This is a genomic window from Streptomyces sp. NPDC054863, assembly GCF_053610825.1.
Genome location: NZ_JBSGZD010000067.1, coordinates 1 through 24,234 on the forward strand (window position 1 = coordinate 1; position 24,234 = coordinate 24,234).

Genomic DNA, 24,234 nt, shown 5'->3' on the forward strand with positions numbered 1-24,234 from the left:
CAGGCGAAGTCCGCACCCGGGACGAGCTCGAACGAGGCCGTGGCCAGGACGAGTCGGACGTCCTGCGGTGCGATGCGCGGTACGCGCCGCTCCAGGTACCAGGGGCCGCTCATCAGCAGGCTGACGGACCAGAGGTAGTCGTGCAGGGCGCGGGAGGCGGCGACGTCCCGGCGGGGGGCGTGGCCGTGACGTGCCACGATGCGGGCGGCCTCGGCGTCGACGAAGGCGGTCAACGCCTCCTCGTCGCAGGCGAGTCGGGCACCGTCGAGGCACCCTCGCCCCTCGGGCTCCGTGTCCACGACCGGTTCCGTCTGCAGGACGGGCCCCGTGTGCAGGACAGGCTCCGTGTGCACGACGGGTTCCGTGTGCACGACGTGTACGTCCAGCGCTTCGCACACGGCCGTGAGGCGCAGGTAGGCGCCGGAGAGCGCGGACTCCGTGGGCGTGGCGGGGGAGGCCGTCATGGGCTCCGTGGCCAGGGGCATCGGCGCTCCTTGGTGTTGCCGCACGGTGGCTGCGGGCAGGGCTGGCATGCCGAACCGGGCTGGAAATCCGAATCGGGCTGAGTAGGTAAGCCTTACCTTAATCACGATCGGGCGTCGATGATCCAGGGGATTCCCCACGGGGCGGGCGGGAGTTGAATACTTAGGCTTGCCTAACCTAAGCTTCGCCGTCGATGTGGCCACAAGTGAACCGGCGCCCCGTCGCCGTTCCCGCGCCACGTACGCCGCTCGTCCCCACCTACGACCCGGAAGGGCCACCGCCCATGCGGTTGTACCTGCTTGCCCTGAACCCCACCGACTCGGTCACCGAGGGCTTCCTCCCCGCCGCCGCCCGGCTGGGCCTCGACGTCACCGTGCTCACCGACCAGCCCGGGGCCCACCGCGCCACGTACCCGGACATCGAGGTCCTGGAGTGCGACGTACGCGACTTCCGTGCGGTCATCACCCGGATCGCGACCCATCACGCGCCCGACGCGGTGTTCACCAACAGCGACCACCTCCAGACCCAGGCGGCCCTCACCGCCGAGTACTTCGCTCTGCCCGCCAAGCCCTGGCAGGCCGCGCTGCGCGCCAAGGACAAGGCGCACCTGCGCCGCCACCTCGCCGCGACGGGCGCCGACACGGTGTGGTCGACGGAGCTGGCCGCCGGTCAGGACCCGGCCGCGCTCCTGGGCCTCGACGTGCCCTACCCGTGCGTCGTCAAGCCCCGCGAGGGCGTGGCAAGCGAGGACGTGGTGCTCGTCGACACCCCCGAGGACCTGGTGCTGCGCTGCAAGGAGATCCAGGGCCGCCGTCCGCAGGTCCCGCTGGTCGTCGAGGAGTACCTGGCGGGCGAGCTGTACACCCTCGAAACGCTGGGCGACGGCCGCGTCCGCCACGTCCTGGGCGGCTTCCACACCGAGCTGTCGGCCCCGCCGTACTTCATCGAGGAGCGCCTCGCCTTCGTCCCCGCCCACCCCGAGCCGGTCGTGGCGCAGATACTCGCCCAACTCGACGCGCTCGGCGTCGGCTTCGGCGCCTGCCACACCGAATTCGTGGTGCACGAGGGCCGGGCCCGCATCATCGAGGTCAACTACCGCGCCATCGGCGACCAGTGCGACCTGCTGCTGGCCCAGCTGCTGGACATCCCGCTCTTCGAGCACATCCTGCGCACCCACCTCGGCGAGCCGCTCCCCGCCGACCTGGGCGTCCGTACCGACGGGGCCGCCCGGCTGGAATACCCGTACGTCGACAGGGCGGGAACGCTGACGTCGGCCCCCGACGCCGCCGATCTCGTCGTGGACGGCGTGCGGTTGACGTACCGGCCGCTGCGCCGGGTCGGGGAGCGGCACGACCTCTACCACACCAACCGCGACTACGTCGGCGTGCTCCGGGCCACCGGCACCGACCAGGAGACCGTGGACCGCGTCGCGGACGGCTTCCTCGCCGCACAGAGCTGGGTGATCACCCCGTGACGGCGCCCGTGACGGCGCCCGTGACGGCGCCCGTGACGGCGTCCATGGCGGCGCCGATGACGGCGCCGATGACGGCGCCGATGACGGCGCCCATCTCTTCCGTGGACGCGGAGGAGGCCCTGCTGCTGCGTGTGCTCGGCGCACTGCTCCGCGAGGACGTCGTGGGCCTGCGCACCCGCTCCACGCGGCTGGAGCGGGAGGACGGCCGCTGGCTGCGGCTGGCCCCCGAAGGCGGCGGCAGCGCCCTGCTGCTGCCGGTCGCCGAAGACGGCTTCCAGAGTACGTACACCGCCCGACTGCCCCTGCTCGTACGGGAGTCGGACGGGGATTCGGACGACCACGAGCTGACCACCCACGACGACGTGCTCGCCGCCCTGGCCGCGCTCGCGGACCCCGTCGACCGGGCGGGCTTCGACGCCTTCGCCGAGGAGTGCCGCCAGACCCTCGCGACCATGCGGCTGCACGACCGTACCCGCGACGAGGTCACAGGCCGTCTCGTCGGCCGCCACGGCGCCGACCCCGCCGACTGGACAGGACTCACCGGCGCGCTCGCCCACGACACCCTCGCCGCCCGCCACGACCACCCGGTCTACCCGACCGCCCGAGGGCGCTCCGGCCTGGACGAGGGTCAACTGCGCGCGTACGCCCCGGAGTTCCATCCGCGCTTCGCGCTGCACTGGCTCGCCGTGCCGCGCGAGGCGGTCACCGTGCCCGGCGGTCACGCCCGGTTGCCCGACCAGTGGCCCACGCCCGAAATCCTCGGCCTGCCGGAGCCATTCCACCGCCATGTCGCCCTCCCCGTACACCCGTTGACGCTCGGCGCGCCCCTGCGTGACGCCCTGCGCGCCACGGGCCTGGAAGGCCGGGCGGTGCTCGCCGAACACCCGCACCTGGAGGCCGTGCCGACCCTGTCGATGCGCACCGTTGCGTTGGCCATCGACCCCTCCCTCCACCTCAAACTGCCGCTCGCCACCGCCACGTTGGGACTGCGCAACCGCCGGACCATCAAGCCGGGCACCCTCGTCGACGGCGCCGCGGGACAGCGCCTGCTGGAAGCCGTGATCACCCGCGAACCGCGCTTCCGCGACACGGTCCTGCACGCCGACGAGACGGTGTACGCCCACGCCGGGCACGAACTCCTCGCCGTACTCGCCCGCCGCTACCCCGCAGGACTCGACGACGCCGTCGTCACCCCCATGGCCGCCCTGCTGAGTGAGGCGCCCGGCGGCGCGACGGTGCTCGACCACCTCGCCGACCGCTTCTACGGCGGCGATCCGCTCGCACTGCTCGACGCCTGCCTCACCCTGCTCTTCGACTGGCAGACCACGCTCTTCGGCTACGGCATCGCGCTGGAGTCCCACCAGCAGAACGTCTCCGTCGTCCTGGACCGCGACGCGGCAGGCCGCACCCGGCTGCGGCTGCTGCTCAAGGACAACGACGGCCCGCGCATCCACACCGACCGCATGCGCGCGACCCTGGGGTCCGAGGCACCGGACCCGTCCGACTTCGACGACGCCCGGATCTTCGGCCCGGACGACCACGCGGTCACCGACCTGTTCACCACCATCACCGTCCATCTGTGCGCCGGCGCGTACGCCTTCGGGCTGGCCAGGAGCGGCCGTGCCCCGCTGGAGACGCTGCTCACTCTCGTACGGGACAGGCTCGCCGAAGCCGTCGAACGGCTCGGCGGCGGAGCGGGAGAACCCGGCGCTGTGCTGCGCGCGCGGGTGCTGGACGCCCCGCGGCTGCCGGTCAAGGCGATGGTCACCGCCGGATCGCTGCTCACCAAGGAGCGTTCGGGCGCCGCCGACATCAACAAGCACTACACCACCGGGCCGAACTACCTGCTGCGGGCGGCGGTCGCACGATGAGCGCACCTGTTAGTGCAGGCGGTCGCACGATGAGCGCACCTGTTAGTGCAGGCGGTCGCACGATGAGCGCACCTGTTAGTGCCGGCGGTCGCACGATCAGCGCACCTGTTACTGCAAGCGGTCGCACGATGAGTGCCCCCGTACCCCCGGCGGTCGCCCGATGAGCGCCCCCGTGCTCCCCGAGGTCCGGCCTCCCGGGCAGGGCGCCGCCGTCCAGCCGGCCCTCGGACGACGCCAGGTGCACGCCGTGGCCGGGTGCTACTTCGTGGCGTCCTTCGCCGCCCTCGGCCTGCCGCCCTTCTTCACCGAGATCCTTCCGGGCCTCGGCGACACCACCGCCCGGTGGGCCGGGGTGCTCTACATCGTCCCCACCGTCTTCGCGGCGGTCGGCGCCCCGATCTGGGGGCGGCTCGCCGACCGCTTCGGCCGCAAACGGCTCTTGCTGCGCGCCCAGTTGGGCCTCGCCCTGTCCTTCCTGATCGCGGGCTGGGCCGACTCGCTCGCCACCTTCACCGCCGCGCTGGTGCTCCAGGGCATCCTCGGCGGCACGTTCGCCGCGTCGAACGGCTACCTCGGTGCGGCGCTGGAAGGACCGGCCCTGTCCAAGGCGCTCACCCTGATGCAGGGGGCCGCGCGGGCCGCACTGGTCCTCGCCCCGATCGTGGTCGGCTCACTGTCGCCCTGGGTGTCACCGCACCGGCAGTACGCGCTGCTCGCCGTACTGCCGCTCACGGCGGCCCTGCTGATCGCGGCGCTGCCGGAGTCGCGGGGGCCGCGAGAGGGCGGCACCGGACAGCCCACGGACCCGGTGGCCGCCGAGGCCGCGGCTGCCCGGGCGGCTGCCGAGGCCTCGGCTGCCCCGGAGGCCGCCGAGGAAACGGCTGCCCCGCGGACCCCCCTGTACGCCCTGTACGCCCTGGAGTTCGCGTTCGTCTTCTCCACCGTCATCTCCTTCCCGTACCTGATGACGCTCATCGAGCAGCGCATACCCGGCACCTCTCCCACCCTGGCCGGAGTCCTCTTCGCGCTGCCCCACCTGTGCTATCTGCTGACCGCCCTGGCGGTGCACTCGGTCTTCCACCGCCGCCCCCGGCTCGGCATCGCCCTGGGATTCATCTGCATCGCGCTCGGCCTGGCCGGGCACGGCCCGGCCGATTCGCTGCTCTCCCTGACGGCGGTACGGCTGCTGCTGGGCGCGGGCCTGACGCTCGGGCTCGTCTGCCTGTCAGTGCTGGCGGCCGACTGCGCCAAGGGACGGGCCCCCGGCGGGCTGTTCGGCTCGATCGAGTTCTTCTCCAAGGCCGGTGCGGTCGCCGCCGGTGTGGCCGCCGCAGTGGGCAACAGCCTCTTCGGTCCTGCCGCACCCGTGCTGACCGGCACCGCCGTCGCTGTGCTCACCGTGTTCGCGGTCGCCCTTTCGTCCCTGAACCTCCGCTCTCTGCGCATCCGCTGGAGTCGTTGATGTCCCTGACCGATTCACTCGGCACCACCTCCGTCACCGCCACTCCCGGGGGACTGCCCACCGCCGACGACGCCGTGGCCCACACCCTCCTCAACTGCCTCCTGAGAGAGGTGTCGGGCCCCGAGCACCAGACCGCGGTCACCGACGGCCACCTCCTGCTGCGCCTGCCCCGCCGCGGCGTCCTGCTGCGCGTCGCGCTGCGCCGCACGTCGCTGCTGGGCGCCCACCGCTTCACCGGGCCGGTGCGGGAGCAGCGCGACGGCGGCTGGACGGAGATCGACTGGCGGCAGCTCGCCGTGTACACGCAGGACGAGCTGTCATTGCGTACGGGCGTGCGCAACGAGGAGTTCCTGGACCAGATCGCCTCCAGCCACCAGACGATCACGGCAGCCCTCGGCATCCGCGCCACCCGGCCCGACCAGGACGAACCCGCGGTCACGGACGGCGGGCTCGCCGCCCCGGACGACACCGCCGCCACGGACGGCGGGCTCGCCGCCTACCTCTCCTCCGAACAGTCCCTGCTCTTCGGCCACCGCTTCCACCCCACCCCGAAGGCCCGCACCGGCGACATCGCCTCCTGGCTCTCCCACGCGCCCGAGACCGGGTCCTCCTTCGCCCTCCGCCACCTCGCGGTGCGCGAGCACCTGATCGGGCAGGAGACCGCCGAGCCCGGTGGAGCCGACGTGCTCGACGGGCTGCGCCCCGACGTCCCCGACGGCTACCGGCTGCTGCCCGCCCACCCGTGGCAGTACGAGATGCTGAGCGAGCACCCCGGGCTGCGCGAGGCCGTCGAGCGGGGCGACATCCTCGACCTGGGCCCGGCCGGACGGCCGTTCGCCGCCACGGCGTCCGTACGCACCCTGTACGACGGCGACACCTTCCTGAAATTCAGCCTGAACGTCCGCATCACCAACTGCCTGCGCAAGAACGCCAGTTACGAACTGTCCGGCGCCGTCGCCCTGACCCGTCTCCTGCAGCCGGTCCTGGACGAACTGGCCGACCGCTTCCCCGGCAGTGCGATGCTCCGCGAGCCCGCCTACCGGAGCCTCCTCCTGCCGGGGCCCGACGGCTCCCCCGACCGCGCCCTGCTCGAAGGCTTCGGCGTGATCGTCCGCGAGGGCCTGGCCCAGAAGCTGCTGCCCGGCACCACCCCGTTGCTCGCGGCGGCCGTCGCCGACGAGTACCCGACCGGCCCGGGACACGTCTCCCGGCTGCTCGCCGGGGCGGGTCCGGAGACCGTACTCGCCTGGTGGTCGGCGTACCTCAGACTGCTCGTACCGCCCGTCCTGGCCGCCTACTTCGACCACGGCCTGGTGCTGGAACCGCACCTCCAGAACGTCGTCGTCTGCGTCGACGAGGAGGGCATGCCCGCGCAGGTCCTCCTCCGCGACCTGGAGGGCACCAAGCTCCTCCCCGAGCACCACGCCGACACCCTGGCCGCACTGCCCGCCGAGGTCGCGGGCCCCATGACGTACGACGCACAGCGCGGCTGGGACCGGGTCGTCTACTGCCTGCTGGTCAACCACGTCGCCGAGCTGCTCGCCGCCCTCGCCGACCTGCACCCGCAGACCGAGCGCGCCCTGTGGGCCCGGGTCCGGGCGACCCTCCAGGCGTACGCCGACCGGTACGGCTGCCCGCCGCGGCTCGCCGCCCTGCTCGCCGGGGTGCCGCTGCCCGCGAAGGCCAACCTGCTGACCCGCTGGGAACGCAAGGCCGACCGCGAGGCGGGTTACGTCCGCCTACCCTCACCACTTGCCGAGGACGTGCTGTCCCAGGACGTCCTGCCCGAGGACGTGCTGCCCGAGAAGGTGCTGGCCGAGAAGGTGCTGCCCGAGAAGGTGCTGGCCGATCCGGCCCACGCCACCGATCCGGTCCACGAATCCGGTCCAGCCCACGCCACCGATCCGGCCCACGTATCCGATCCGGCCCACGCCACCGGTCCGGTCCACGAATCCGAGCCGGTCCACGCCACCGGTCCGTCCCACGCCACCGAGCCGGCCCACGACGCCTGGAGCACCCGATGACCGCCGCCCCCACCCCCGCGGTACGCGACCGTACCCTCTCCCTCTCTCCCCACGAACTCCCCGCCTACCTCTACGACTTGCAGGCCCTGCGCGCCCACGCGTCCAGCATCCGCAAGGCCCTCCCCGCGAACATCGAGCTGTACTACGCCGCCAAGGCCAACCCCGAGCCGGAGATCCTCACCGCGCTCGGGCCGTACGTCGACGGCTACGAGGTCTCGTCGGGCGGCGAGCTCACCCACGTCCGCAAGGCGGTCCCCGAACACTCCCTGGCCTTCGGAGGTCCCGGCAAGACCCCGGCGGAGATCACCTCGGCACTCGAACTGGGAGTGGAGCGCTTCCACGTGGAGAGCGTCCACGAGCTGCACATGCTGGCGGACCTGGCACGGCGCGCGGACAGCCGCGCGGACGGCCGCGCGGACGGCCGGGCGGACGGCCGGGCGGACGTCCGAGTGGCCGTCCTGCTCCGCGTCAACCTCCCCGTGCCGGGCGGCTCGCTGGCGGACAGCTCCCTGGCGATGGGCGGTCGCCCCACCCCGTTCGGCCTCGACCCCGCCGACGCGGACAAGGCCGTCCGCCTGCTCACCGACGGCACCTACCCGCACCTGCAACTACGCGGTGTCCACGCCCACCTGGCCAGCGGCCTGCACGCCCCCGAACAGCTGGCGGTCGCCGAATCCATCGTCACCTGGGCGGCCGACCTGGCCGCCCGCCACCGCGTCCGCCTCGCCGAGGTGAACGTCGGCGGCGGCATGACCGTCGACTACGCCCACCCCGACCGGCTCTTCGACTGGACGGCCTACGGCGCCGGACTCGCCCGTCTCGCAGCCGCCCACCCCGACCTCACCCTGCGCATCGAGCCGGGCCGCGCCCTGACCGCGTACTGCGGCTGGTACGCCACCGAGGTGCTGGACGTGAAGCTCAGCCACGGCGAGGAGTTCGCCGTCGTCCGCGGCGGCACGCACCACCTGCGCACCCCCGCCACCAAGAACCACGACCAGCCCTGCACCGTTCTCCCGGTCACTGCCTGGCCCCACCCCTGGCCCCGCCCCACCTCCCAGCACCCCCACCTCACCCTCACCGGCCAGCTCTGCACCCCCAAGGACCTCCTCTCCCGCCACGTCCCGGCCCCCGGCCTCCGCGCGGGCGACCGCGTGGCCTTCGCCCTCACCGGCGCCTACGCCTGGAACATCTCCCACCACGACTTCCTGATGCACCCCCGCCCGAGCTTCCACTTCCTCAACCGATCGGCGACCTGACCGCCCCGGCGGGGGCTGCGCGGCCCGAGTGCCTCAGTCGCCGGCGAGGAGGCGCAGAGCCGCCCGGCGGGCAGGAAGCGGGTGACAGCGGCGCCTGTTTCCGGTGACCGGACCAGGGCGCCGGGGTGTCCGCGTGCAGACCGGGGCGGGTGGCGGTGGCGCCCGGCCTCAACCCAACGGGACCGGCGGCCGGAAACCGTGCTCGCGCCGCAGGCGGTGCGGGAGCCCTGACCCAGCCCGGACAACAACAAAAGCCCCGGGCCACTGGCCTGGGGCTTTCGCGTGTTTTGCGTGGAGTGGGTGACGAGAATCCAACTCGCGCTCTGAGCTTGGGAATCACCGGGTCTTGGGTGGGTCGCGGAGCTCTGACGCGTAAATAGCAGCAGGTCAGGGTGGGGAGGCTGGGTGCCTCGTGGGCCGGCTGGATGTGGCCGTGGCTGCCCCTGGGACACCGCCTCGAAGGGCTGGCTAAGGGCTGCAGCCTCGCCTGATGTCGGCAGGCAACAGCCGGTATCGACGAGTGACCGGGCCCGCTGCCATGCGGCCCGCACGCCCGAACCTCACCACCCTGATCCTCTCTGACATGAGGGCCCTGATCGGGCCTGGACAACAAAGCCTGGCTGCCGGCCCGGGGGTCGGGTCTTTCCTGGGGCGCCACCGGTCCTGTGCCGTCCGCCCGCTCCGGACGTATGCGCACTCACAGCTGCCGGAGCGCGCCGCCGTCGACCGCCCATTCGGCGCCGGTGACCTGACCGGCCAGCGGGGACAACAGGTAGGCGATGACGCGGGCGACGTCCTCCGGGGCGCCGATACGGCCAGTGGGGAGTTTGCGGACCTCGCGGACGAAGTGGTCGACGGCCGCCTCGGCCGGCAGTCCGAACCGGTCGGCGAGCTGCTCGGCGAAGCCGCCGGGGGCGTCGAAGAGGGCGGTACGGGTCGGGCCGGGAGAGACGACGTTGGAGCGGACGCCCTGCGGTCCGAACTCTGCCGCCAGGGACTTGGAGACCGAGAGCAGCGCGGTCTTGGCGGCGGCATAGTCGACGATCGGCGGATCGGGGAGGCGAGCAGCCTCGCTGGCGATGTGGACGATGCTGCCTGCCCCGGTTTCGAGCAGTGCGGGGAGTGCGGCCCGGGTCATGCGGACGGCCGAGTGGAAGTTCAACTCGAAGCTGTGCTGCCACTGTTCGTCCGTCACCGCGAGGAATCCGGTGCGTGAGTGCAGACCGCCGACGTTGTTGACCAGGCCGTCGAGCCGTCCGTGGCGCTTGAAGACCTCGTCGAGGATGTGCACGGGTGCGTCCGGGGCGGTGAGGTCCGCCGCGATGCCGTCGACGTGGGTGCCGAGGGACGCGAGGGAGTCCGTACTCCTGGCAACGCCCACCACGGTGGCGCCCTCGGCGGCGAGCAGCCGCACGGTGGCCTCTCCGATGCCCGCGGAGGCACCGGTAACGAGGACGGTCTTGTCCTGTAGATGCAGATCCATCAAGGGAGTCCTTGTCCTGTGTTCGTTGTCCGGCGGATGCGGTCCGTCCCGAGTCGGCTCTCAGACCAGTGGCGTACGTTCCACCGCACGTGCCATGGCGCGGTAGCCGGCGTCGTTCGGGTGCTTGTGGTCGCCGCTGTCGTAGGCGGGGTGGAGCTGCTCGGGGTCGCCGGGGGCGGCAAGCGCGCGGTTGAAGTCGGCGACGGCGTCGAACTCGCCCGAGGTCCGGATCCAGTGGTTGAGCTTACGGATCTTGGCGGCTGACGTGGCGTTGTAGTACTCGGCGCCCTTCATCGGCAGCAGCGTGGCTCCGACCACCTTGATTCCCCGCTGGTGCGCCCGTCGAACCAGGGTGCGCTGAGCGTCGATCAACTCCTGTACGGAGACGGCTGGGTTGGGCTTGTAGGTGGTCAGGTCGGCCTCGCTGAAGCCGATGTCGTTCAGGCCCTCCAGGAGCACCACCGTGCCGACGCCGGGCTTGTCCAGTACGTCACGCTCGAAGCGGGACCAGGCGCTGTCACCGAACCAGGAGGAGTCGTGGAGGAGGAGGTTCCCGCCGATCCCGGAGTTGAGCACAGGGCGCGGCTCGCCCTTCGCGATGAGGCGCTCGGCCAGCTCGTCCGGCCAGCGGTTGTCTGCGTCGGTGGTGGAGCCGAAGCCGTCTGTGATCGAGTCGCCGAAGGCGACGACGGTGTCCTTGCGGGGTGCAAGGGATGCCGCCGCATTCCTGTCGCGCACCTCGACGTCGGCCAGGTAGTACAGCGACTCCGTGGTCTGTGTGAAGGGTTTGCCGCTGCTGTCGGCGCGGTGGTCGCCGGTGGTGCGGTAGCTGGTGGCGTAGGCCTGGTCGTGGAAGGTGGCCGAGCCGGTCCGGTCGCGCAGATAGAGAGTGACGGTCAGCTTCTGCAGCCGGCCAACCTTGAGGCCGACCGGGTCGCTGGTGAGTTGTCCGCCCACCCGGACACTGCCACTGAAGTTCAACGGGCGTACGGTGCCCGGCACTTCGGCCGCACCCTTGCCCGCCAGTGCCACGGTCGCACCGGCCACGTGCAGGGGCGAGGTGCCGTACCGGTTGGACAGCCGGATGCGTACTTCGTCGCCCGGGGCGGTGACCCGGACCACCTGGCGGAGCGTGTGATCGCGGAAGCCCTCTTCGCTCCAGTTCGCCTGGAAACTGGTGCTCGGGCGCTGCGGGGGAGCCGTCCAGGCCGCGGTCCACGGCCGGTCGGCAGCCGAAGGCGGTCCGGCCGGCCGGGACGAAGCCGCCGTTGCGCCGGAGAGAGTTACCAGGACGGTCGCGGCTGCGATGGTGAGACGACGGGTGTGTGCACGCATCAGGCAGGGTTCCTTGTCGGGTCGGTGAGTGGATTCGGCATGTTTCAGCGGTCTGCTCCGAGCCGCTCGCGGAACAGAGACGGCCAGCAGTACGAGCGCCAGCAGGGCGAGGGTGAGGTCGGCCGCCAGGGTGAGGGTGAAGGCGTCGGCGTGTTGGCCGACCGTCTCCAGCAGACTCCCGGCCGCGCCCGCGTCCCGTTTCGGCACCCCGCGCGGCGCGGCGGCGGACAGCGGGCTGACGCTCAGCCCTTCGCCGAACTCGCGGTCATCGGCCAGCTCACGCCCCGCAATCCGCCCCGCGTCAACGTCCTTGAAGGGAAGGGGTATTGAGGGTGGAGGAGCTGGACTTCCGGCACAGCACTGCTCTCCTTGATCGTCGCGCTGGGGTCGTGCTCACTCTGTCCGCTGCCCGACGCTGGAACAATGACGATTCACTGAAGTAGCGTGCAGTCCGGCTAAACGATGGGAGGGGGCCCATGGAACGGCAGGAGATTCAGGCGCTGTTGACACTGGCGGAGGAGCTGCACTTCGGCCGCACCGCAGACCGGCTGGGAGTCTCCGCGGGCCGGGTCAGCCAGATCGTCCAACGCCTCGAACTCCGGGTCGGCGCCCCACTTTTCGAACGCACCAGTCGTCGCGTCGTACTGACCCCGCTCGGTGCACAGCTCCGCGACGACCTGTTGCCCGCCCATCGGATGATCGAGGACGCTCTCACCCGCGCTGTCGCCGCCGGGCGCGGAATCACGGGCGGGCTACGGGTGGGCTACTCCAGCCCGATGGCCGCGAAACTACTGCTCCGAACCATCACCGCCTTCCGTACGTCCCATCCCGATTGCGACGTGACGGTCCAGGAGGTTCAACTTTCCGACCCTTACGGCCCGTTACGCAGCGACCGGGTTCAGCTCCAGGTCACTGAACTCCCGGTGGACGAGCCCGACCTCGCCGTCGGCCCCGTGCTGCTGACCTCCGACCGTGCGCTCATGGTCCCCGACGGGCACGCCTTTACCCGGCGTGCTTCCGTATCGCTGGAGGACCTCGCCGACGCGACTCTGCTGACCATCGGCGGTGCCGTCCCACAGCACTGGCTGGACTATCACTTCCCCCACCACACGCCCTCCGGCCGTCGCATCCCCCGGGGCCACGCGGCTGTGTCCTGGCACGAGATCCCGTCCCTGGTCGCCGCCGGCGAGGGCGTCTCCCTGGCCAATGCCCCCGCGGAATCCCACCACGGCTACCCCGGCGTCACCTGGGTCCCGGTCCAGGAGCCGCTACCGTGCTTCCACGCCCCGATCTGGCTCAAACAAGGCACGACCACGAGGGTCCGAGCCTTCGTTCAGGCGCTGTGCGAGTCAGCGCGCGCACGCGACAGCTGAAACACCCCCCGCTCAAAGACCCAAGGGTGCGAGCCGGACAGTCCGGATGCCCGGGGCTGGATGATCAGGCATCGGCCACGGAACGGGCACGCACCACCTGATCCGGTCTGGACAACCTGGACAACAAGGAAGCCCCGGGCTGCTGGCCTGGGGCTTTTCTATGGAGCGGGTGACGAGAATCGAACTCGCGCTCTGAGCTTGGGAATCACCCGGGACTTCGACCGGCAAATGGCATCTGACCTGGGATGATGGCCACCTAGGGTCGTTCGCCCACAGATCCGGTGAACCCCCTGGTGACCGCTGTTTACCGCTCCTACTGGCACGTTATGGCACGCCCCCATGTGCGGTGCGCCGCAGGTGCGACTCCTCCAGGCACTCGCCGCGACACAGCCCGCCCTCACGCCTGAGCCGTAGGTCCGCGTCGGCGGGGGCGGTGCGCCCGATCTAGCATCTGTCTGCTTCTTGCGCCGACGCAATCGCTTCTTCCATATCGCTTGTGGTGGTGAAGTGTTGCTCTGTCGTGGAAACCCACCACGACCCGAGCGTAAACCCAACTTGCACATAAGGGGTAAAATGTATCAGTTCGACACATAATTGGAGGTATCGTCGTTTGTGCTAGAAGGATTTGCATCGCGCTGTAGCTTGAGTGTGGGAACTGCACGAGAGTGGGGGCTCACCTTTGGTATCCGCGGGTTTATTCACTGGCCTGACCAGTTTGAGTGGCAATCTGCTGACGCTCTACAAGATCAAGCAGGATGGCAGCTTTCGAGACCAGCAAGAGTTGCTGCATCAACTCCGAGAACTTGAGGCTGGCAACGCACAACAACGAGCTCTGCAGAACGAGTCGCAGGCGTCCCGAAATCGGGCACAAGAGGCTGCTGTCAGTACTACCTATGAGAGTGAGCGCGATTGGCGCCAGGCTCGCATCGGGATTGAAGTTAAAGCGATCCAAGAAAAAATGGATCGCGAATTTGCAGAATCTCCATTCGCGTACACGAATAGTGAATTCTATGATCTCGTGCATGATGCGACGAGAGGTGGAGAGATCCCTGCACTTCTCGTCGCTCCGTTCGTTCGGGACAACTTGAGCGGCCAGGAAAACAATGATGGGCCTCATTCGTTTCGCGTTGCCATAAGAAGGAAGTGGCTGCAATCCCCCTGGTCGAGTGATCTTGTTTCCTTGGATGGCGCCCTTAAGAGGCCGCTCACTGGCACAGATGTGGACATATTCCACATCCAGAAGGCATTGCGCGATCTTCCTGTAATCCTGGTATACGGGGAGGTTCAGTCAAACAGCAGAGTCTGGCCCGCGCTCTGCGCCTGGAACATAGTGGACTCACCCGAATTACGTTCCGTTCAAGTCAATTTCCCTCCAGTTTCTCTTCCAAGGGACGACCCACAAGGCTCTGTCAATTCAAATAGCATCCTGGCATTCGAGGATGAATTAGGTGGAACGACCGCGATAACTGCTGGACTTATCGCCGAGTGGTTTCATCTTGTCAAGTATGGGCGTATGCCTAGGCTCCACACACTAATTCCATCGGCTTTGGAGTCCGAGCGACGGGTTATTGCTGCAGGACTAGCGGCATCGTTTGAAGTAGCCCTGGAACGGAACCGGGTCGACATCTTGTCTGCACGTGTCGGGCAAGCCCGTGTCTACCTTGACGTTGGACTTCAAAATCAGGCGGCCTCGTCGGCTCTCCAGGCTCTAGCTATTACAGAATCAGGTACTGGGCATCTCGCCACTCAGTCAATTCGTCGCTTGGCTGAAACCTTGGACAGCCTTGGGCTTCCGGATGAGGCCGACCGTGCTCGGCTGGCCCTCGAATCAGCTGCTCGCAGGGCCATTATTCGGAATTTTGGCTGGGGGAATCGATGAAAAAACAACGGGTTATCGCGGCGATTGACTTCGGGACTCACGGTACGGGATTCGCATGGACCACGATCGATGAGCGCCATAGGGATCCCAAGCGCCGGCAGGTTTTCTTCCGCACTCGTTGGCAGAATCACCCAACACCGTATCCGAAGAATCTGAGCGCGCTTCTCTTGTCTCGTGACGGTGAGCTAGTCGCCTGGGGGTATGAGGCTCGACGTAAATGGGCTGCAATTTCCGCACGAGGAGAATCTGGAGAGTATGAGTTCCATCTCGGATTCAAGATGTCGCTTTCGACGGACGAGAAGCCAGATGGTGAAGAGATTTCGGGTGGATGTCTTGGGTATGAGAAGTCCAAGAATTTGGTGACCATTTTTCTTGAAAAGATGCGTTCCACAGCCATGGAAGAAATCTCCAAGAGTGGATACTCAAGCGATGAAGTGCGCTGGTGTCTGACGGTCCCCGCAATCTGGGACGACTATCAGAAGCAACTAATGCGAGAGGCTGCTGTAGCCGCCGGCCTGCCTGATGATGAGCGGCGGCTTCAGCTGGTGATCGAACCAGAAGCCGCTGCTTATCATGCGAGAGTGTCGGGAGTTCGCACGATTAACACTAGCGGCCGTCGAGCGTCTTTGATGTCCAAGGGTTCTCGATTTCTTGTGGCCGACTGTGGTGGCGGCACTGTCGATATAACTGCCTACAAAACTGATGGGCAAAATCGGCTTGAAGAGATAGGCCGAGAATGTGGGGGAAAGTTTGGGTCGGAGTATGTGAATCAGGCATTTCTTGAGCGCATATTGGCAAAGCGGCTGGGGTCGTACGATGTTGTCGATCAAATCGGAAGTCAGTCCCCAGGATCAGTGATGGACCTGTTGGACTCCTGGGAGAAGGCGAAAGTCAGCATCACGAAGCTGGATGATGATGACATCTATCTCCCAATTCCAGCGGCACTCGACCGGATACTTGATGGGTCTTCTAGAGAGTCGCTGAGTAAGATCCAGAACGGCATAATCGATTTCCTGGTTGTTACGGCAGATGAGGCCAGGGAGGTATTTGAGACGGTAATACCCGGGATCCTATCGCTTGTAGACAAACAGCTAGATGAAATGCGTACGCAGCGAAGGAATGCCTCTGGCAAGGAACTAGTTATCTTGGTTGGAGGCTTCGGTAACTCGCCATATCTTCAAGAGCGGCTGCGAGGACACCTGGAGGGGAGGGCTGATGTTTTGGTTCCACCCGACCCCCAAGTAGCGGTTCTTCTTGGAGCCGTGCACTACACATACGATCCGCAAACCAAGTCGCGGCGTACCAAGTACACGTATGGTTGTGAAACGGCCAGCACATTCCGGAAAGGCATCGATCCGGAGGGCCACCTCATCACTCTCCCTGATGGCGAGAGTCATTGTGATAAGAGATTCTCTCGATATGTTCAGGTTGGACAAAGCGTTCCCGTGGACGAGCTGGTAACGCAAACCTTCTGCCCGTTATACGAGGCTCAGACGCAGGTTGCCTTCAATATCTACAGCTCTACGGCGAAGAACCCCACCTACGTCACAGATCCCGGCTGCAAACTGATCGGAAAATTCACGGTTGATCTCTCGGATATCATGGAACTCCCGCGTAATGAGAGGGAGATCAGATTGTCGTTCATCTTCGGCGAAGTGCAGATGAAAGTTATGGCGGTCGTTGTAAAGACTGGTAAGTTCGTTACTGCCAATCTCGATTTCACTCCAGTGAATTGATTCGAATCCTTCAAGGAGTGTCGTATGATAAATTCGGAGCCACCTAGCGTAAGCGGCGATGCAACATTAGAAATGATCTTGCATCGGTTGACGAACCTTGACTCGCGAATGAGTGATCTGAGCGAGAAGCTACATGACGTCCTCGCCCAATTGGCATACACCAGAGACGACCTAACTGGAGCAGGCGATGAGGTTCATCGCGCACTAGCTGATGAGATCGGCACGTTCGTCGGGCAGAAATTGCTAGCCCTCTCGTGTGCGGCAATCCAGCGAACAAACGGAAACCGGCACACCAGGAAGCATATTGCCCAAGTTATGAGCAAGTTGTGCTCGGCGTATCTAGCCCCGTCTGGGGTGGAGCTTACTCGCGCTCGTAGGATACTCAGAGCGCGAAAGGGTGATGAAGCGTGGGTGGCGGCCGGGCAAGCGGCGCTGCAGATTAAGAAGATTCTGGATTCGGCGAGAAGTCGCGAAATTGAGTTCGTTTGGGATTACGAGTTTTGTTCCGGAATGCCCATTGATGAAGCCAGGCAGAAAGCTTGGTCGAGCTGTGATCCTGCATCTGATGTGAGTTTTGTGGTAGTGCCTGGTTACATTGCTGACGGCGAACGGTATCGTTTGCAGGAAGTATTTACCGACGGCGCATTTGGGTAACCGTGTTCGTCAATTTGGTGTTTTTGAAAGTCGCGGTGCTGCAAGTCTCTTTCATTAGGGTTTTCCTTCCAACCTGATGTGACTGGATTGGTGCGGCTTTCCGGAGGCTGCTCGCTCCGGCTCTACGACCATCAGCAGACGTCATGTCGGGTATGACGGGGGATCGGCCCGCAAGACGGCTGAACCCTGTGTCTGGGGCCACGCGTATTGTCCTTAGCGTGACTGATGCGATCGCGACGGACAGGAACGACATCCCCGACAACGTCTTCGCTGAGCTGACCAGCGTTTTCGGCTTCGGGGCGGTGCGAGAGAAGCGCTACCTCGCTGATGGGCTGATGAACGCGAACTGGAAGGTGGACACCGCGGCCGGGGTGTTCGCGCTCAAGCGAGTCACCGATGTTTCGCGCGATCGGCTGATGCGGAACCTTGGGGTGCTGGATGCGCTGGCTGCCGAGGGCATCCCGGTCAGCGCTCCCGTCCCCACCGTCTCCGGCGCCCTGGTGGCCGAGGTCGGCGGTGGTGTCTGGTGTCTCTTCCCCTGGGCGGCCGGGAGTCATCTCCGTGGGGTGGACCTCAGCCTGCCCCAGGCCGCTTCCTTGGGAGCGCACCTGGGGCGTCTCCACACAGGGCTCGACCGGGCCTGCGGCAGTGGTTTGCTGCCTGCGGTACCTGTGACGGTGACCTCCGAGGTGGCGACGCCGGAGCGAGCGGTGGAGAAGTCGGCACGGTTGTCCGGACTGGTGGAGGACAAGGGGGCCAGCACCACCTTCGACGCGGCGGCAGCGGCAGCCCTGGAGCAGCGGCGTGCGCTGATCGGCAAGTACGTCGACCGGCGCCCGCAAGGTGAAGTCCCTGGCGGCGGGCACGGGTGGACGCATGGTGACGTCCAGTACCGGAATCTGCTGTGGGCCGGCGGCGAGCTGACCGCCATCCTCGACTGGGACCGCGTCGGCATCCGGCCGTACGCCGAAGAGGTCGCGCGGACGGCCCAGGTGCAGTTCGGTGTGGACGGGGTGTTCGACCTAGACCGGGTGGCAGCTTTCGTCGGTGGCTATCGGTCGGTGGTGCCGTTGGAGGCGTCCGCGCTGCTGGATGGCGTGCGGCGGCTGTGGTGGAAGCGGATGACGGACTTCTGGCAGTTGGAGTTCCACTACGACCGCGGTGACTTCTCCTTCGACGAACTCTTCACCGCGGACGAGGCGTTGCTGCACTGGTGGACGGAGCGGCTCGATCAGGTCGAGGGCGCGTTCGTCGCGGGGTAGATCCCGAGCACTGCGAGTTCCGGCAGCTTGGGGCCGGAGAAGCGTGCCGCGTGGCGCTGGGCTTGGTTGCCAAGGGTGCGGTGGTCGGCGGTGTTGATCGCGTGCGCCCAGGCCCGTGGGTCTGCGGTGTGGGGGAGGACGATCCCGTGAGGGCCGATCGCTTCCGGGATGCCGCCTCGGTCGCTGCCGATGCTCGGGGTGCCGTGCAGTGCGGCTTCGACGATCACGCGGGGGAATGCGTCTTCCACCGTGGACGGCACCAGCAGCAGGCGGTGGCTTCGGTAGAGGGTGTCCATGTCGTAGGTACGGGGGACGTAGGTCACGTTCGGGTAAGCGGTGAACTCGGCGGCGGTTTTCCACCAGCCTTCGACCAGCGTGAAGTGTTGCTCGGGCATCGTGCGGATGACCTCGTGCAGGAGGACGGAACCCTTCGCCGGAATCGGGTTGACCATCAGCACCGAGTCGGTGCGCAGCACGTTCGTATCCTGCGTGGGGTGCACGAACGGAGGGTGGAGGACTGCGAGGCGAGTCCCGTTGTACTGGGTTGCTCGACTGAGCGCGAACTCCGAGACCGCCAGGCCGTATTGAGGTCCTCTGTCCAGGACCCCGAGCCCAGTCTTCGATACGGAGTGCAGGATGCCCACGACGAGTGCAACAGGACGGGCCTGCTCGGCGAGGTCGGCAGCACTCTCTTGAGAGGTGAATACGACGTCGGGGCGCAGGCCAGCCAGCAGCTCGTGGAGGGCGGAGGTGATCCCGTCCTGCGGTACGGCGATGCAGTCCACGCTGTTCCAGCGGTAACGGAGAACTCCCTCGGCCTCCTCGTACGGGGAGCGGTGTCCGTCGAGGAGGCTGCGCAGTTGGGGCAGTTGCGTGGTCTGGTCCCAGGGAGTCTGGTGCGAGCCCAGGTAGACGACCTGCCAGCCTTCGGCGGCGAGTTCTTCGGCCAGGAGCTGCTGGGTGACTTCGGCGCCGCCGATGAGCAGTGGTGGCGGGGTGCGACGCCAGGCGAAGAGGGCGGTGGGCACGGGGAGGGTCACCTCATCCAGAAGGAGACGAGGGATTCCACCGCGTGGGCGATGTCGTCCTTGTTGGTGTCGGCAAGGAGCACGGTGACCTCTCGGGACACCGGAGGTTGGGCGCGGGCGTGGAAGTAGTCGCGGGTGTGTGTGAGGAAGGCGGGCTCGTGCAGGAAGTAGTCGGGCTCGGCGGCCATGTGGCCGGCGGTCTTGCGGCGGAGGCCGAGTGCCTCGGCGGGGACGTCGAAGTACAGCGTGTGGTCGGGGCGCAGGTACGGGAGGGGCTGGAGTCGGTCGCGCAGCTGGTGCTGGACGGCGTACCCGAACAGGGCGTCGAGGGCGTGGGCGTGCGCGAGAAGGGTGTCGACGGAGCGGTCGAGGATCACGAAGGGCTTGGCGGCGGCGAGGGCGGTGCGGACCCGTTCTTCCTCGACGGCCATGAACGTCTCGAAGGCGGCGATCTGTTCGGCGGCCGACGCGGTGCGGGCCGGGGGTACGGCGTCCTGGCGGCCGAGTTGCTTGACGTAGCAGTCCGCGATGTGGGCCCTGTCCTCGTAGCCGCGCTTGCGCAGGTGACGTACCGCGGTCGACTTTCCGGCGTATGAGGGACCTTCGATGGCGATGACCTTCACAGCGATTCCGTCCGGTAGAAGCGCTCGGCGTACGTGCCGGTGCTGCCCAGGAGGTCGGCGGCCACGGTCCAGGCGTGCCGGATCGGCCGGTACATCTTGGGGGCGGGGTACATCTGGGAGCCGTGCATGCGCAGGACGGTGCACTTGTCGAGGACGACCGGGGTGATGTCGACGAGGGACGGCACGAGTGACGCTCGCGTGCGGGAGCGGAAGAGGTGCTGGTCGCAGCCGACGAGCGCGTACGTGGACCAGAAGGCCAGGTCTTCCCAGAACCAGTGGCACCCGAGGCGGACCGCAGCCTCGTGCACGAGCAGGTGGTCGGGGTGGCGGGTGACGGCGGCGGGGGCGAGGAGTTCGGCGTCCGGGTGGGCGGCGACGATCGTGCGGAGCTGCTCGGTGATCTGGTCGAGGTGGTCCTCGTCGTACGGGCGGTACGGGGGTTCCGCGTCGTTGTGGCCGAGGGCGATGCGGGTTGCGGCGAGCGGGGCCAGGGCGGCGGCGCCTTCGCGGTCGCGGAGGCGGGAGACGGCGGACTCGGTGCTGTAGGCGTCTTCGAGGGTGGGGTGGACGCTGGTGGAGCGGGTGAAGACCGTGGCCACGGTGAGCGGGCGGGGGTCGGCGAGGAAGGTGCCGGAGGCGGAGAGTGCGAAGTCGTCGTGGTGCGGTTCGAGTGCGAGGACGGGGCGGCCGACGGGGCGGCGCAGCTCGATGAAGTGGGGTTGGCCGCTGTGCGGGGCCATCAGCTCGATGACGTTGTGGTCGTGGGCGCGGTGGCGGGTGAGGAGTTGGTGGGTCCACTGGTGGTGGGCCTGGTCGAGGTCGTCGGGGAAGGTGTAGATCCCCGTCGCGTCCGGCACCGGCAGGACAAGCGGCTGTGTGAGCGCGGCTGTGGCGTTCATCGGGGGCTCCTGGTTCATCGGACGGTGGTCTCGTACCAGTGGCGCCACATGCGCGGGGAGCTGAGCCGGAGGCGGGCGGTGACGGGGTTCTGCCACCACAGCATCCGGAGGCTCGACCACTGGTCGTAGCGGCGGGTGGAGGGGCGTACGCGCAGGTCGTCCAGGATCTTGACCGGTGCGTTGGTGGCGCGGCCGTGGGTGGTCAGTCGGGCGAAGAAGTCGACGTCCTCGCTCATGAGGAGGTCTTCGCGGTAGCCGCCGATCGTCTTGAAGGCGGTGGCGGTGGTGAACTGGGCGACTCCTTGTGCGCCGCCGTGGCGCGTGCGGTAGTGGTCCCAGTACGCGCACAGCAGCCGTGCCCCGAGCCGGTCCGGTGTGTAGAGGGGTGGGATCGCTCCGCCGACCGCGCCGGAGTCCATCACGGTCACGGCGGCCTTGAGTGCCTCAGTGGGTAGGGCGACATCGGCGTCGGTGAAGAACAGCCGGGGGCTGCGTGCGGCGGTCGCACCGGCGTTGCGCACCCGGCCGATGCTGCGGACGGGCTCGCTGATCACGCGGACGCCGAAGGAGGCGGCCATGTCGGCGGTGGCGTCGGTGGAGGCGTTGTCGACCACGATCACTTCCCCCCTTTCCCCGCTAGTGGCCTCCCACTGGGCCAGGGAGGCGAGGACGGTGGGGAGGTAGCGGGGCAGGTAGGCGGCCTCGTTGTGGGCGGGGATGACGACCGTTAGGCCGGGGATGTTCATCGGGCTCTCCTTCTCGCGTGCGGTGCGTGGGAGTGACCCGGGTGGGGCCGGAAGAGGTGCGGCGTCCGGCGGGACAGTTCGGCCAGCCGGTTGGACCAGATGGTCCGGTCGTTGCCGGGGCCAGCATGGGTCCAGCAGCTCACGGTGATGAAGGCCGACCATGCCGCGAGGTGGGTGTCGCTCACAGGGTGCGGATAGGCGCCGAGGAGGGCGTGCCGGTCCCACTGCGCGTGGGCGTCGGTCATGACGAGGGCGTGCGCCAGGTCTGCCTCGCGGTGTCCTGGGGCTGTGTCGGTGAAGTCGACCAGGTGGTGGGTCTGTTGGGTGCCGGAGAGGACCACGTTGTCGAGGTGGGGGTCGCCGTGGCACCACACGGTCGACGCCCCTTCGTCCGGTGCGCTGATGATGACGGAGAGCGCGGGTGCGAGCCGACCGAGTACGTCGGGCGGGCAGCGGCGACCCAGGGAGGCGATTCTCTCGATCGCAGGACTCCCAGGGGCCGCGCCGGAGACCGGTGCCTCGTGCAGGCGGCCGAGGAGTGTTCCGAGGTTCCTGAGGGCCTGGGGACGTGGGATGCCGCCCGAGCGCATCGCGGAGCCGAGGGTGTCCGTGCCCAAGTCGGAGGTGATCAGTGCGGTGGCACCTGCGGTGGAGGTGGTGCCGTAGCCGAGCACACTGGGTACGGGCACGGCAGCCGAGACCGCACGAATCGCCGCGGCTTCGGTGAGGGCGTTCCGGCGTGCGGTGTGGGAGTACAGCTTCACGATCACGCTCGGGCCGTAGTGGAGGGCGACCCGGTAGACGGCGGTACGGGAGCCCGTCGTCAGGCGTTCAGCGGCCTTGGCGGGACTTCTCAGGAACAGGCCGCAGGCACGCGAAACCATCGGCGGGACGGCTGGGACTACAGGAGAGACGTTCATCGGAGCTCCGGCTGCTCGGGGTGGGCGGAGCCCAGGGCGCGGACGTGTCGCATGGTGTGTCGCAGATGCGTGCGGTACTCCCGGACGTCCTCGGTGCGCGGGCAGTCGGCCTGCCACGGCTTCTCGGGGCCCACGAAGTGGACGAGGGGCGCGGTGGTGTCGGGGCGCGGATTGCGGGCGACGACGCGGCGGACCCAGTTGCCGCGTTCGAGGAACCGGCCGAGTTCGAAGCGGTTGTATCCGGGGCCGACAGGTCGGACGCGGCCGGTGTGGAGGAGCCAGAGGTTCAGGGCGTCCTGGTCGTTGTGGAGGATGTGCCGACGCCGCCGAGCCAGGGAGTGACCGACTCCGTGACGTACCCGGGGCAGGTCGGCGACGTGGGCCCACAGCATTCCGGCGTTGTAGTACGGCCTTCCCTTCAGATGCGGCCAGCGCTCCGCGACACCCGGCAGTGCGTGGCTGTCTCCGACGGACGGGCCGAACTCGTCCCGTACGGCGCCCACCTCACCCGTGCGCAGGTCGTTCAGCGGTGCGCTCAGGTCGCCTCGTACGAGAGTGTCGGCATCGACGTAGATCACGTACGGGCGTCGGACGAACGCGGCGGTGAACTCGAACCGCAGATAGGTGGCGACGCTGATGTACGCGGCGTCGGCCATCCGCGCGGTACGCAGCGGGGAGCGGTGGGCCAGGCCGAACGAGCCGAATCCGACGCGTCGCGCGAGGTGCGAGAGGAGCACCGCCTCGGACGGAGTCAGGTCGAGGGTGAGGACGCGCAGCGCCACGTCCCGACGAGCCCGTGGCGTGAGGCTGTCGGCGAGGGCGCTGATGGCAGCGAGTCCGGGGACGAGGTAGCGCTGGTCGAGGCACAAGCCGAATGCGTACACGGCGGGCTCGCTCTCCTGGGGCAGGGATGGGGATGGGCTGCGGTGGTCGCTCAAGGTGCGTCCCGTCGGCGTGCGGACCGGGAGGTTCGGGTCTCCAGCACGTGGAGGGAGTCGGGGTCGTCGGTTTCCCACTGGTGCGCCATGCCGCCCGCCGGTCGACGCAGGACCCAGGTCCGCTTCTGCTTGATGTCGGTCACGATCGCCTGCTCGCCGGTGCTGTCCTGGACGAGATCGCCGATCTCCGCACGTACGCCGCTCATTGGACGCCTCCGGGAATGAGGCGCACCCACGGAGTCCAGCTGGCCGCCGCCTCGAAGAGGACGCGGCGGCGCTCGTGCTGGCCGGGGGTGTGACGCGAGGAGCTGTTGGTCGCCTCGGCCAGAAATCCGCCACGGTCGCGGATGAGGACGCCGAGTGCGGCGAACTGGGCGGCGTCGGCGGTGACGTGCATGGCTCCGGCGACGACGATGCCGCGAACCAGGCCGGACGACAGGGCGCCCGTGATGGCCGACCAGCCCGACCGGGTGTCCAGGGGCATGGCGGGGTCGTCGTCGGACCAGACCCCGGCGACGTGCCAGTGGCGGGCCTCGGCGTAGCGGCGAGCGCGACGCTCTGCCTCGTGTACGGCAGGGGATTCGGCGGCGCAGGAGTAGACGGCGACGGGAACGTGCCCGAGGCCGCCGGGCGAGGAGTTCGGCATGCCCCCAGCGTGCTGAGGACGCTCTCCCGCGAACAGGTACGGGCCGTGGCTACGAAGGAAGTTGGGGAGAGAACGCGATGTCACGCCCCGTATCGGAAGAGCCCACCAGCGAGGTGCCGACTGCCACGGAGCGTGGCAGTCG

General features: G+C 68.0%; 21 protein-coding genes and 1 pseudogene. 10 read left to right on the forward strand and 12 right to left on the reverse strand.

All coding sequences use genetic code 11. The features are described from left to right. A pseudogene (locus ACWGIG_RS15245) lies at window positions 1-485 on the reverse strand (hypothetical protein); the annotation flags it as partial. A gap of 281 nt (window positions 486-766) precedes the next feature. Here ACWGIG_RS15245 and ACWGIG_RS15250 point away from each other — a divergent pair. Continuing rightward, window positions 767-1,957 carry an ATP-grasp domain-containing protein gene (locus tag ACWGIG_RS15250; protein WP_453322081.1) on the forward strand — a complete coding sequence of 397 codons (1,191 nt, stop codon included), beginning with the start codon at window positions 767-769 and terminating at the stop codon, window positions 1,955-1,957. On the opposite strand, the gene ACWGIG_RS15255 is transcribed toward ACWGIG_RS15250, so the two are convergent. Beyond that, a complete protein-coding gene (locus tag ACWGIG_RS15255; RefSeq protein WP_453322054.1) occupies window positions 1,947-2,051 on the reverse strand; it encodes a glycine zipper 2TM domain-containing protein in 105 nt (34 codons plus the stop codon). The two genes, ACWGIG_RS15250 and ACWGIG_RS15255, sit on opposite strands and share 11 nt — an antisense overlap. On the opposite strand from ACWGIG_RS15255, the gene ACWGIG_RS15260 reads away from it, so the two are divergent. The 4 genes from ACWGIG_RS15260 to ACWGIG_RS15275 all read left to right on the forward strand — a co-directional run bounded on the left by ACWGIG_RS15260 (window position 2,038) and on the right by ACWGIG_RS15275 (window position 8,570). Then, on the forward strand, window positions 2,038-3,828 hold the full coding sequence (locus tag ACWGIG_RS15260; protein WP_453322055.1) for an IucA/IucC family protein: 1,791 nt from the start codon (window positions 2,038-2,040) through the stop codon (window positions 3,826-3,828). The genes ACWGIG_RS15255 and ACWGIG_RS15260 overlap by 14 nt on opposite strands. A 160-nt stretch (window positions 3,829-3,988) precedes the next feature. Further along, entirely contained in the window at window positions 3,989-5,290 is a 1,302-nt protein-coding gene (locus ACWGIG_RS15265) for an MFS transporter (RefSeq protein ID WP_453322056.1), read from the forward strand. After that, window positions 5,290-7,314 (forward strand): IucA/IucC family protein, encoded by a 2,025-nt coding sequence (locus ACWGIG_RS15270; protein WP_453322057.1) that lies wholly within the window; start codon window positions 5,290-5,292, stop codon window positions 7,312-7,314. The genes ACWGIG_RS15265 and ACWGIG_RS15270 overlap by 1 nt, the downstream gene beginning before the upstream one ends. Further along, window positions 7,311-8,570: a type III PLP-dependent enzyme gene (locus ACWGIG_RS15275; RefSeq protein ID WP_453322058.1), complete on the forward strand. Its 1,260-nt coding sequence runs from the start codon at window positions 7,311-7,313 to the stop codon at window positions 8,568-8,570. Before ACWGIG_RS15270 ends, ACWGIG_RS15275 begins: the two co-directional genes overlap by 4 nt. A gap of 697 nt (window positions 8,571-9,267) precedes the next feature. Here the strand turns inward: ACWGIG_RS15275 and ACWGIG_RS15280 are convergent. Both ACWGIG_RS15280 and ACWGIG_RS15285 read right to left on the reverse strand, forming a co-directional pair. Continuing rightward, the gene (locus tag ACWGIG_RS15280; RefSeq protein ID WP_453322059.1) at window positions 9,268-10,053 is read right to left on the reverse strand and encodes an SDR family NAD(P)-dependent oxidoreductase; all 786 of its coding nucleotides are present in this window, start codon (window positions 10,051-10,053) and stop codon (window positions 9,268-9,270) included. Window positions 10,054-10,113: 60 nt separating this feature from the next. Then, window positions 10,114-11,595: an SGNH/GDSL hydrolase family protein gene (locus ACWGIG_RS15285; protein ID WP_453322060.1), complete on the reverse strand. Its 1,482-nt coding sequence runs from the start codon at window positions 11,593-11,595 to the stop codon at window positions 10,114-10,116. 269 nt (window positions 11,596-11,864) lie between these two features. Between ACWGIG_RS15285 and ACWGIG_RS15290 the strand changes: the two genes are divergently transcribed. The 5 genes from ACWGIG_RS15290 to ACWGIG_RS15310 all read left to right on the forward strand — a co-directional run bounded on the left by ACWGIG_RS15290 (window position 11,865) and on the right by ACWGIG_RS15310 (window position 18,292). After that, window positions 11,865-12,761, forward strand: a complete 897-nt coding sequence (locus tag ACWGIG_RS15290) for a LysR family transcriptional regulator (RefSeq protein ID WP_453322061.1) — start codon at window positions 11,865-11,867, stop codon at window positions 12,759-12,761. A 715-nt stretch (window positions 12,762-13,476) separates the two neighbouring features. Next, on the forward strand, window positions 13,477-14,640 hold the full coding sequence (locus tag ACWGIG_RS15295; RefSeq protein ID WP_453322062.1) for a hypothetical protein: 1,164 nt from the start codon (window positions 13,477-13,479) through the stop codon (window positions 14,638-14,640). A gap of 278 nt (window positions 14,641-14,918) precedes the next feature. Beyond that, window positions 14,919-16,376: an Hsp70 family protein gene (locus ACWGIG_RS15300; RefSeq protein ID WP_453322063.1), complete on the forward strand. Its 1,458-nt coding sequence runs from the start codon at window positions 14,919-14,921 to the stop codon at window positions 16,374-16,376. A 24-nt stretch (window positions 16,377-16,400) separates the two neighbouring features. After that, the gene (locus ACWGIG_RS15305; protein WP_453322064.1) at window positions 16,401-17,030 is read left to right on the forward strand and encodes a hypothetical protein; all 630 of its coding nucleotides are present in this window, start codon (window positions 16,401-16,403) and stop codon (window positions 17,028-17,030) included. 218 nt (window positions 17,031-17,248) lie between these two features. Then, window positions 17,249-18,292: a phosphotransferase gene (locus ACWGIG_RS15310; protein WP_453322065.1), complete on the forward strand. Its 1,044-nt coding sequence runs from the start codon at window positions 17,249-17,251 to the stop codon at window positions 18,290-18,292. On the opposite strand, the gene ACWGIG_RS15315 is transcribed toward ACWGIG_RS15310, so the two are convergent. From ACWGIG_RS15315 to ACWGIG_RS15350, 8 genes are read right to left on the reverse strand one after another with little or no spacing between them, the layout of a single operon-like run. After that, the gene (locus tag ACWGIG_RS15315; protein ID WP_453322066.1) at window positions 18,262-19,320 is read right to left on the reverse strand and encodes a glycosyltransferase; all 1,059 of its coding nucleotides are present in this window, start codon (window positions 19,318-19,320) and stop codon (window positions 18,262-18,264) included. The two genes, ACWGIG_RS15310 and ACWGIG_RS15315, sit on opposite strands and share 31 nt — an antisense overlap. 8 nt (window positions 19,321-19,328) lie before the next feature. Further along, window positions 19,329-19,943 (reverse strand): dTMP kinase, encoded by a 615-nt coding sequence (locus tag ACWGIG_RS15320; protein WP_453322067.1) that lies wholly within the window; start codon window positions 19,941-19,943, stop codon window positions 19,329-19,331. Then, window positions 19,940-20,842, reverse strand: coding sequence for a PIG-L deacetylase family protein (locus tag ACWGIG_RS15325; protein WP_453322068.1), 903 nt, complete (start codon window positions 20,840-20,842; stop codon window positions 19,940-19,942). Before ACWGIG_RS15325 ends, ACWGIG_RS15320 begins: the two co-directional genes overlap by 4 nt. Before the next feature lie 14 nt (window positions 20,843-20,856). Beyond that, window positions 20,857-21,588, reverse strand: a complete 732-nt coding sequence (locus ACWGIG_RS15330) for a glycosyltransferase (protein ID WP_453322069.1) — start codon at window positions 21,586-21,588, stop codon at window positions 20,857-20,859. Further along, entirely contained in the window at window positions 21,585-22,472 is an 888-nt protein-coding gene (locus ACWGIG_RS15335) for a phosphotransferase family protein (protein ID WP_453322070.1), read from the reverse strand. Before ACWGIG_RS15335 ends, ACWGIG_RS15330 begins: the two co-directional genes overlap by 4 nt. Window positions 22,473-22,504: 32 nt before the next feature. Then, window positions 22,505-23,392, reverse strand: a complete 888-nt coding sequence (locus tag ACWGIG_RS15340) for a glycosyltransferase family 8 protein (RefSeq protein WP_453322071.1) — start codon at window positions 23,390-23,392, stop codon at window positions 22,505-22,507. Between the two features lie 50 nt (window positions 23,393-23,442). Further along, window positions 23,443-23,652: a hypothetical protein gene (locus ACWGIG_RS15345; protein ID WP_453322072.1), complete on the reverse strand. Its 210-nt coding sequence runs from the start codon at window positions 23,650-23,652 to the stop codon at window positions 23,443-23,445. Continuing rightward, window positions 23,649-24,092, reverse strand: coding sequence for a hypothetical protein (locus tag ACWGIG_RS15350; protein WP_453322073.1), 444 nt, complete (start codon window positions 24,090-24,092; stop codon window positions 23,649-23,651). The genes ACWGIG_RS15345 and ACWGIG_RS15350 overlap by 4 nt, the downstream gene beginning before the upstream one ends. Window positions 24,093-24,234 lie beyond the last annotated feature (142 nt).

Bases quoted from the DNA above. Each gene is read 5' to 3' on its own strand.
- ACWGIG_RS15275 (WP_453322058.1), top strand. From the start codon at position 7,311: ATGACCGCCGCCCCCACCCCCGCGGTACGCGACCGTACCCTCTCCCTC.
- ACWGIG_RS15255 (WP_453322054.1), bottom strand. From the start codon at position 2,051: ATGGGCGCCGTCATCGGCGCCGTCATCGGCGCCGTCATCGGCGCCGCC.
- ACWGIG_RS15350 (WP_453322073.1), bottom strand. From the start codon at position 24,092: ATGCCGAACTCCTCGCCCGGCGGCCTCGGGCACGTTCCCGTCGCCGTC.
- ACWGIG_RS15335 (WP_453322070.1), bottom strand. From the start codon at position 22,472: ATGGTTTCGCGTGCCTGCGGCCTGTTCCTGAGAAGTCCCGCCAAGGCC.
- ACWGIG_RS15300 (WP_453322063.1), top strand. From the start codon at position 14,919: ATGTCGCTTTCGACGGACGAGAAGCCAGATGGTGAAGAGATTTCGGGT.
- ACWGIG_RS15280 (WP_453322059.1), bottom strand. From the start codon at position 10,053: ATGGATCTGCATCTACAGGACAAGACCGTCCTCGTTACCGGTGCCTCC.
- ACWGIG_RS15330 (WP_453322069.1), bottom strand. From the start codon at position 21,588: ATGAACATCCCCGGCCTAACGGTCGTCATCCCCGCCCACAACGAGGCC.
- ACWGIG_RS15305 (WP_453322064.1), top strand. From the start codon at position 16,401: ATGATAAATTCGGAGCCACCTAGCGTAAGCGGCGATGCAACATTAGAA.
- ACWGIG_RS15270 (WP_453322057.1), top strand. From the start codon at position 5,290: ATGTCCCTGACCGATTCACTCGGCACCACCTCCGTCACCGCCACTCCC.
- ACWGIG_RS15265 (WP_453322056.1), top strand. From the start codon at position 3,989: ATGAGCGCCCCCGTGCTCCCCGAGGTCCGGCCTCCCGGGCAGGGCGCC.
- ACWGIG_RS15260 (WP_453322055.1), top strand. From the start codon at position 2,038: ATGACGGCGCCCATCTCTTCCGTGGACGCGGAGGAGGCCCTGCTGCTG.
- ACWGIG_RS15345 (WP_453322072.1), bottom strand. From the start codon at position 23,652: ATGAGCGGCGTACGTGCGGAGATCGGCGATCTCGTCCAGGACAGCACC.
- ACWGIG_RS15290 (WP_453322061.1), top strand. From the start codon at position 11,865: ATGGAACGGCAGGAGATTCAGGCGCTGTTGACACTGGCGGAGGAGCTG.
- ACWGIG_RS15325 (WP_453322068.1), bottom strand. From the start codon at position 20,842: ATGAACGCCACAGCCGCGCTCACACAGCCGCTTGTCCTGCCGGTGCCG.
- ACWGIG_RS15250 (WP_453322081.1), top strand. From the start codon at position 767: ATGCGGTTGTACCTGCTTGCCCTGAACCCCACCGACTCGGTCACCGAG.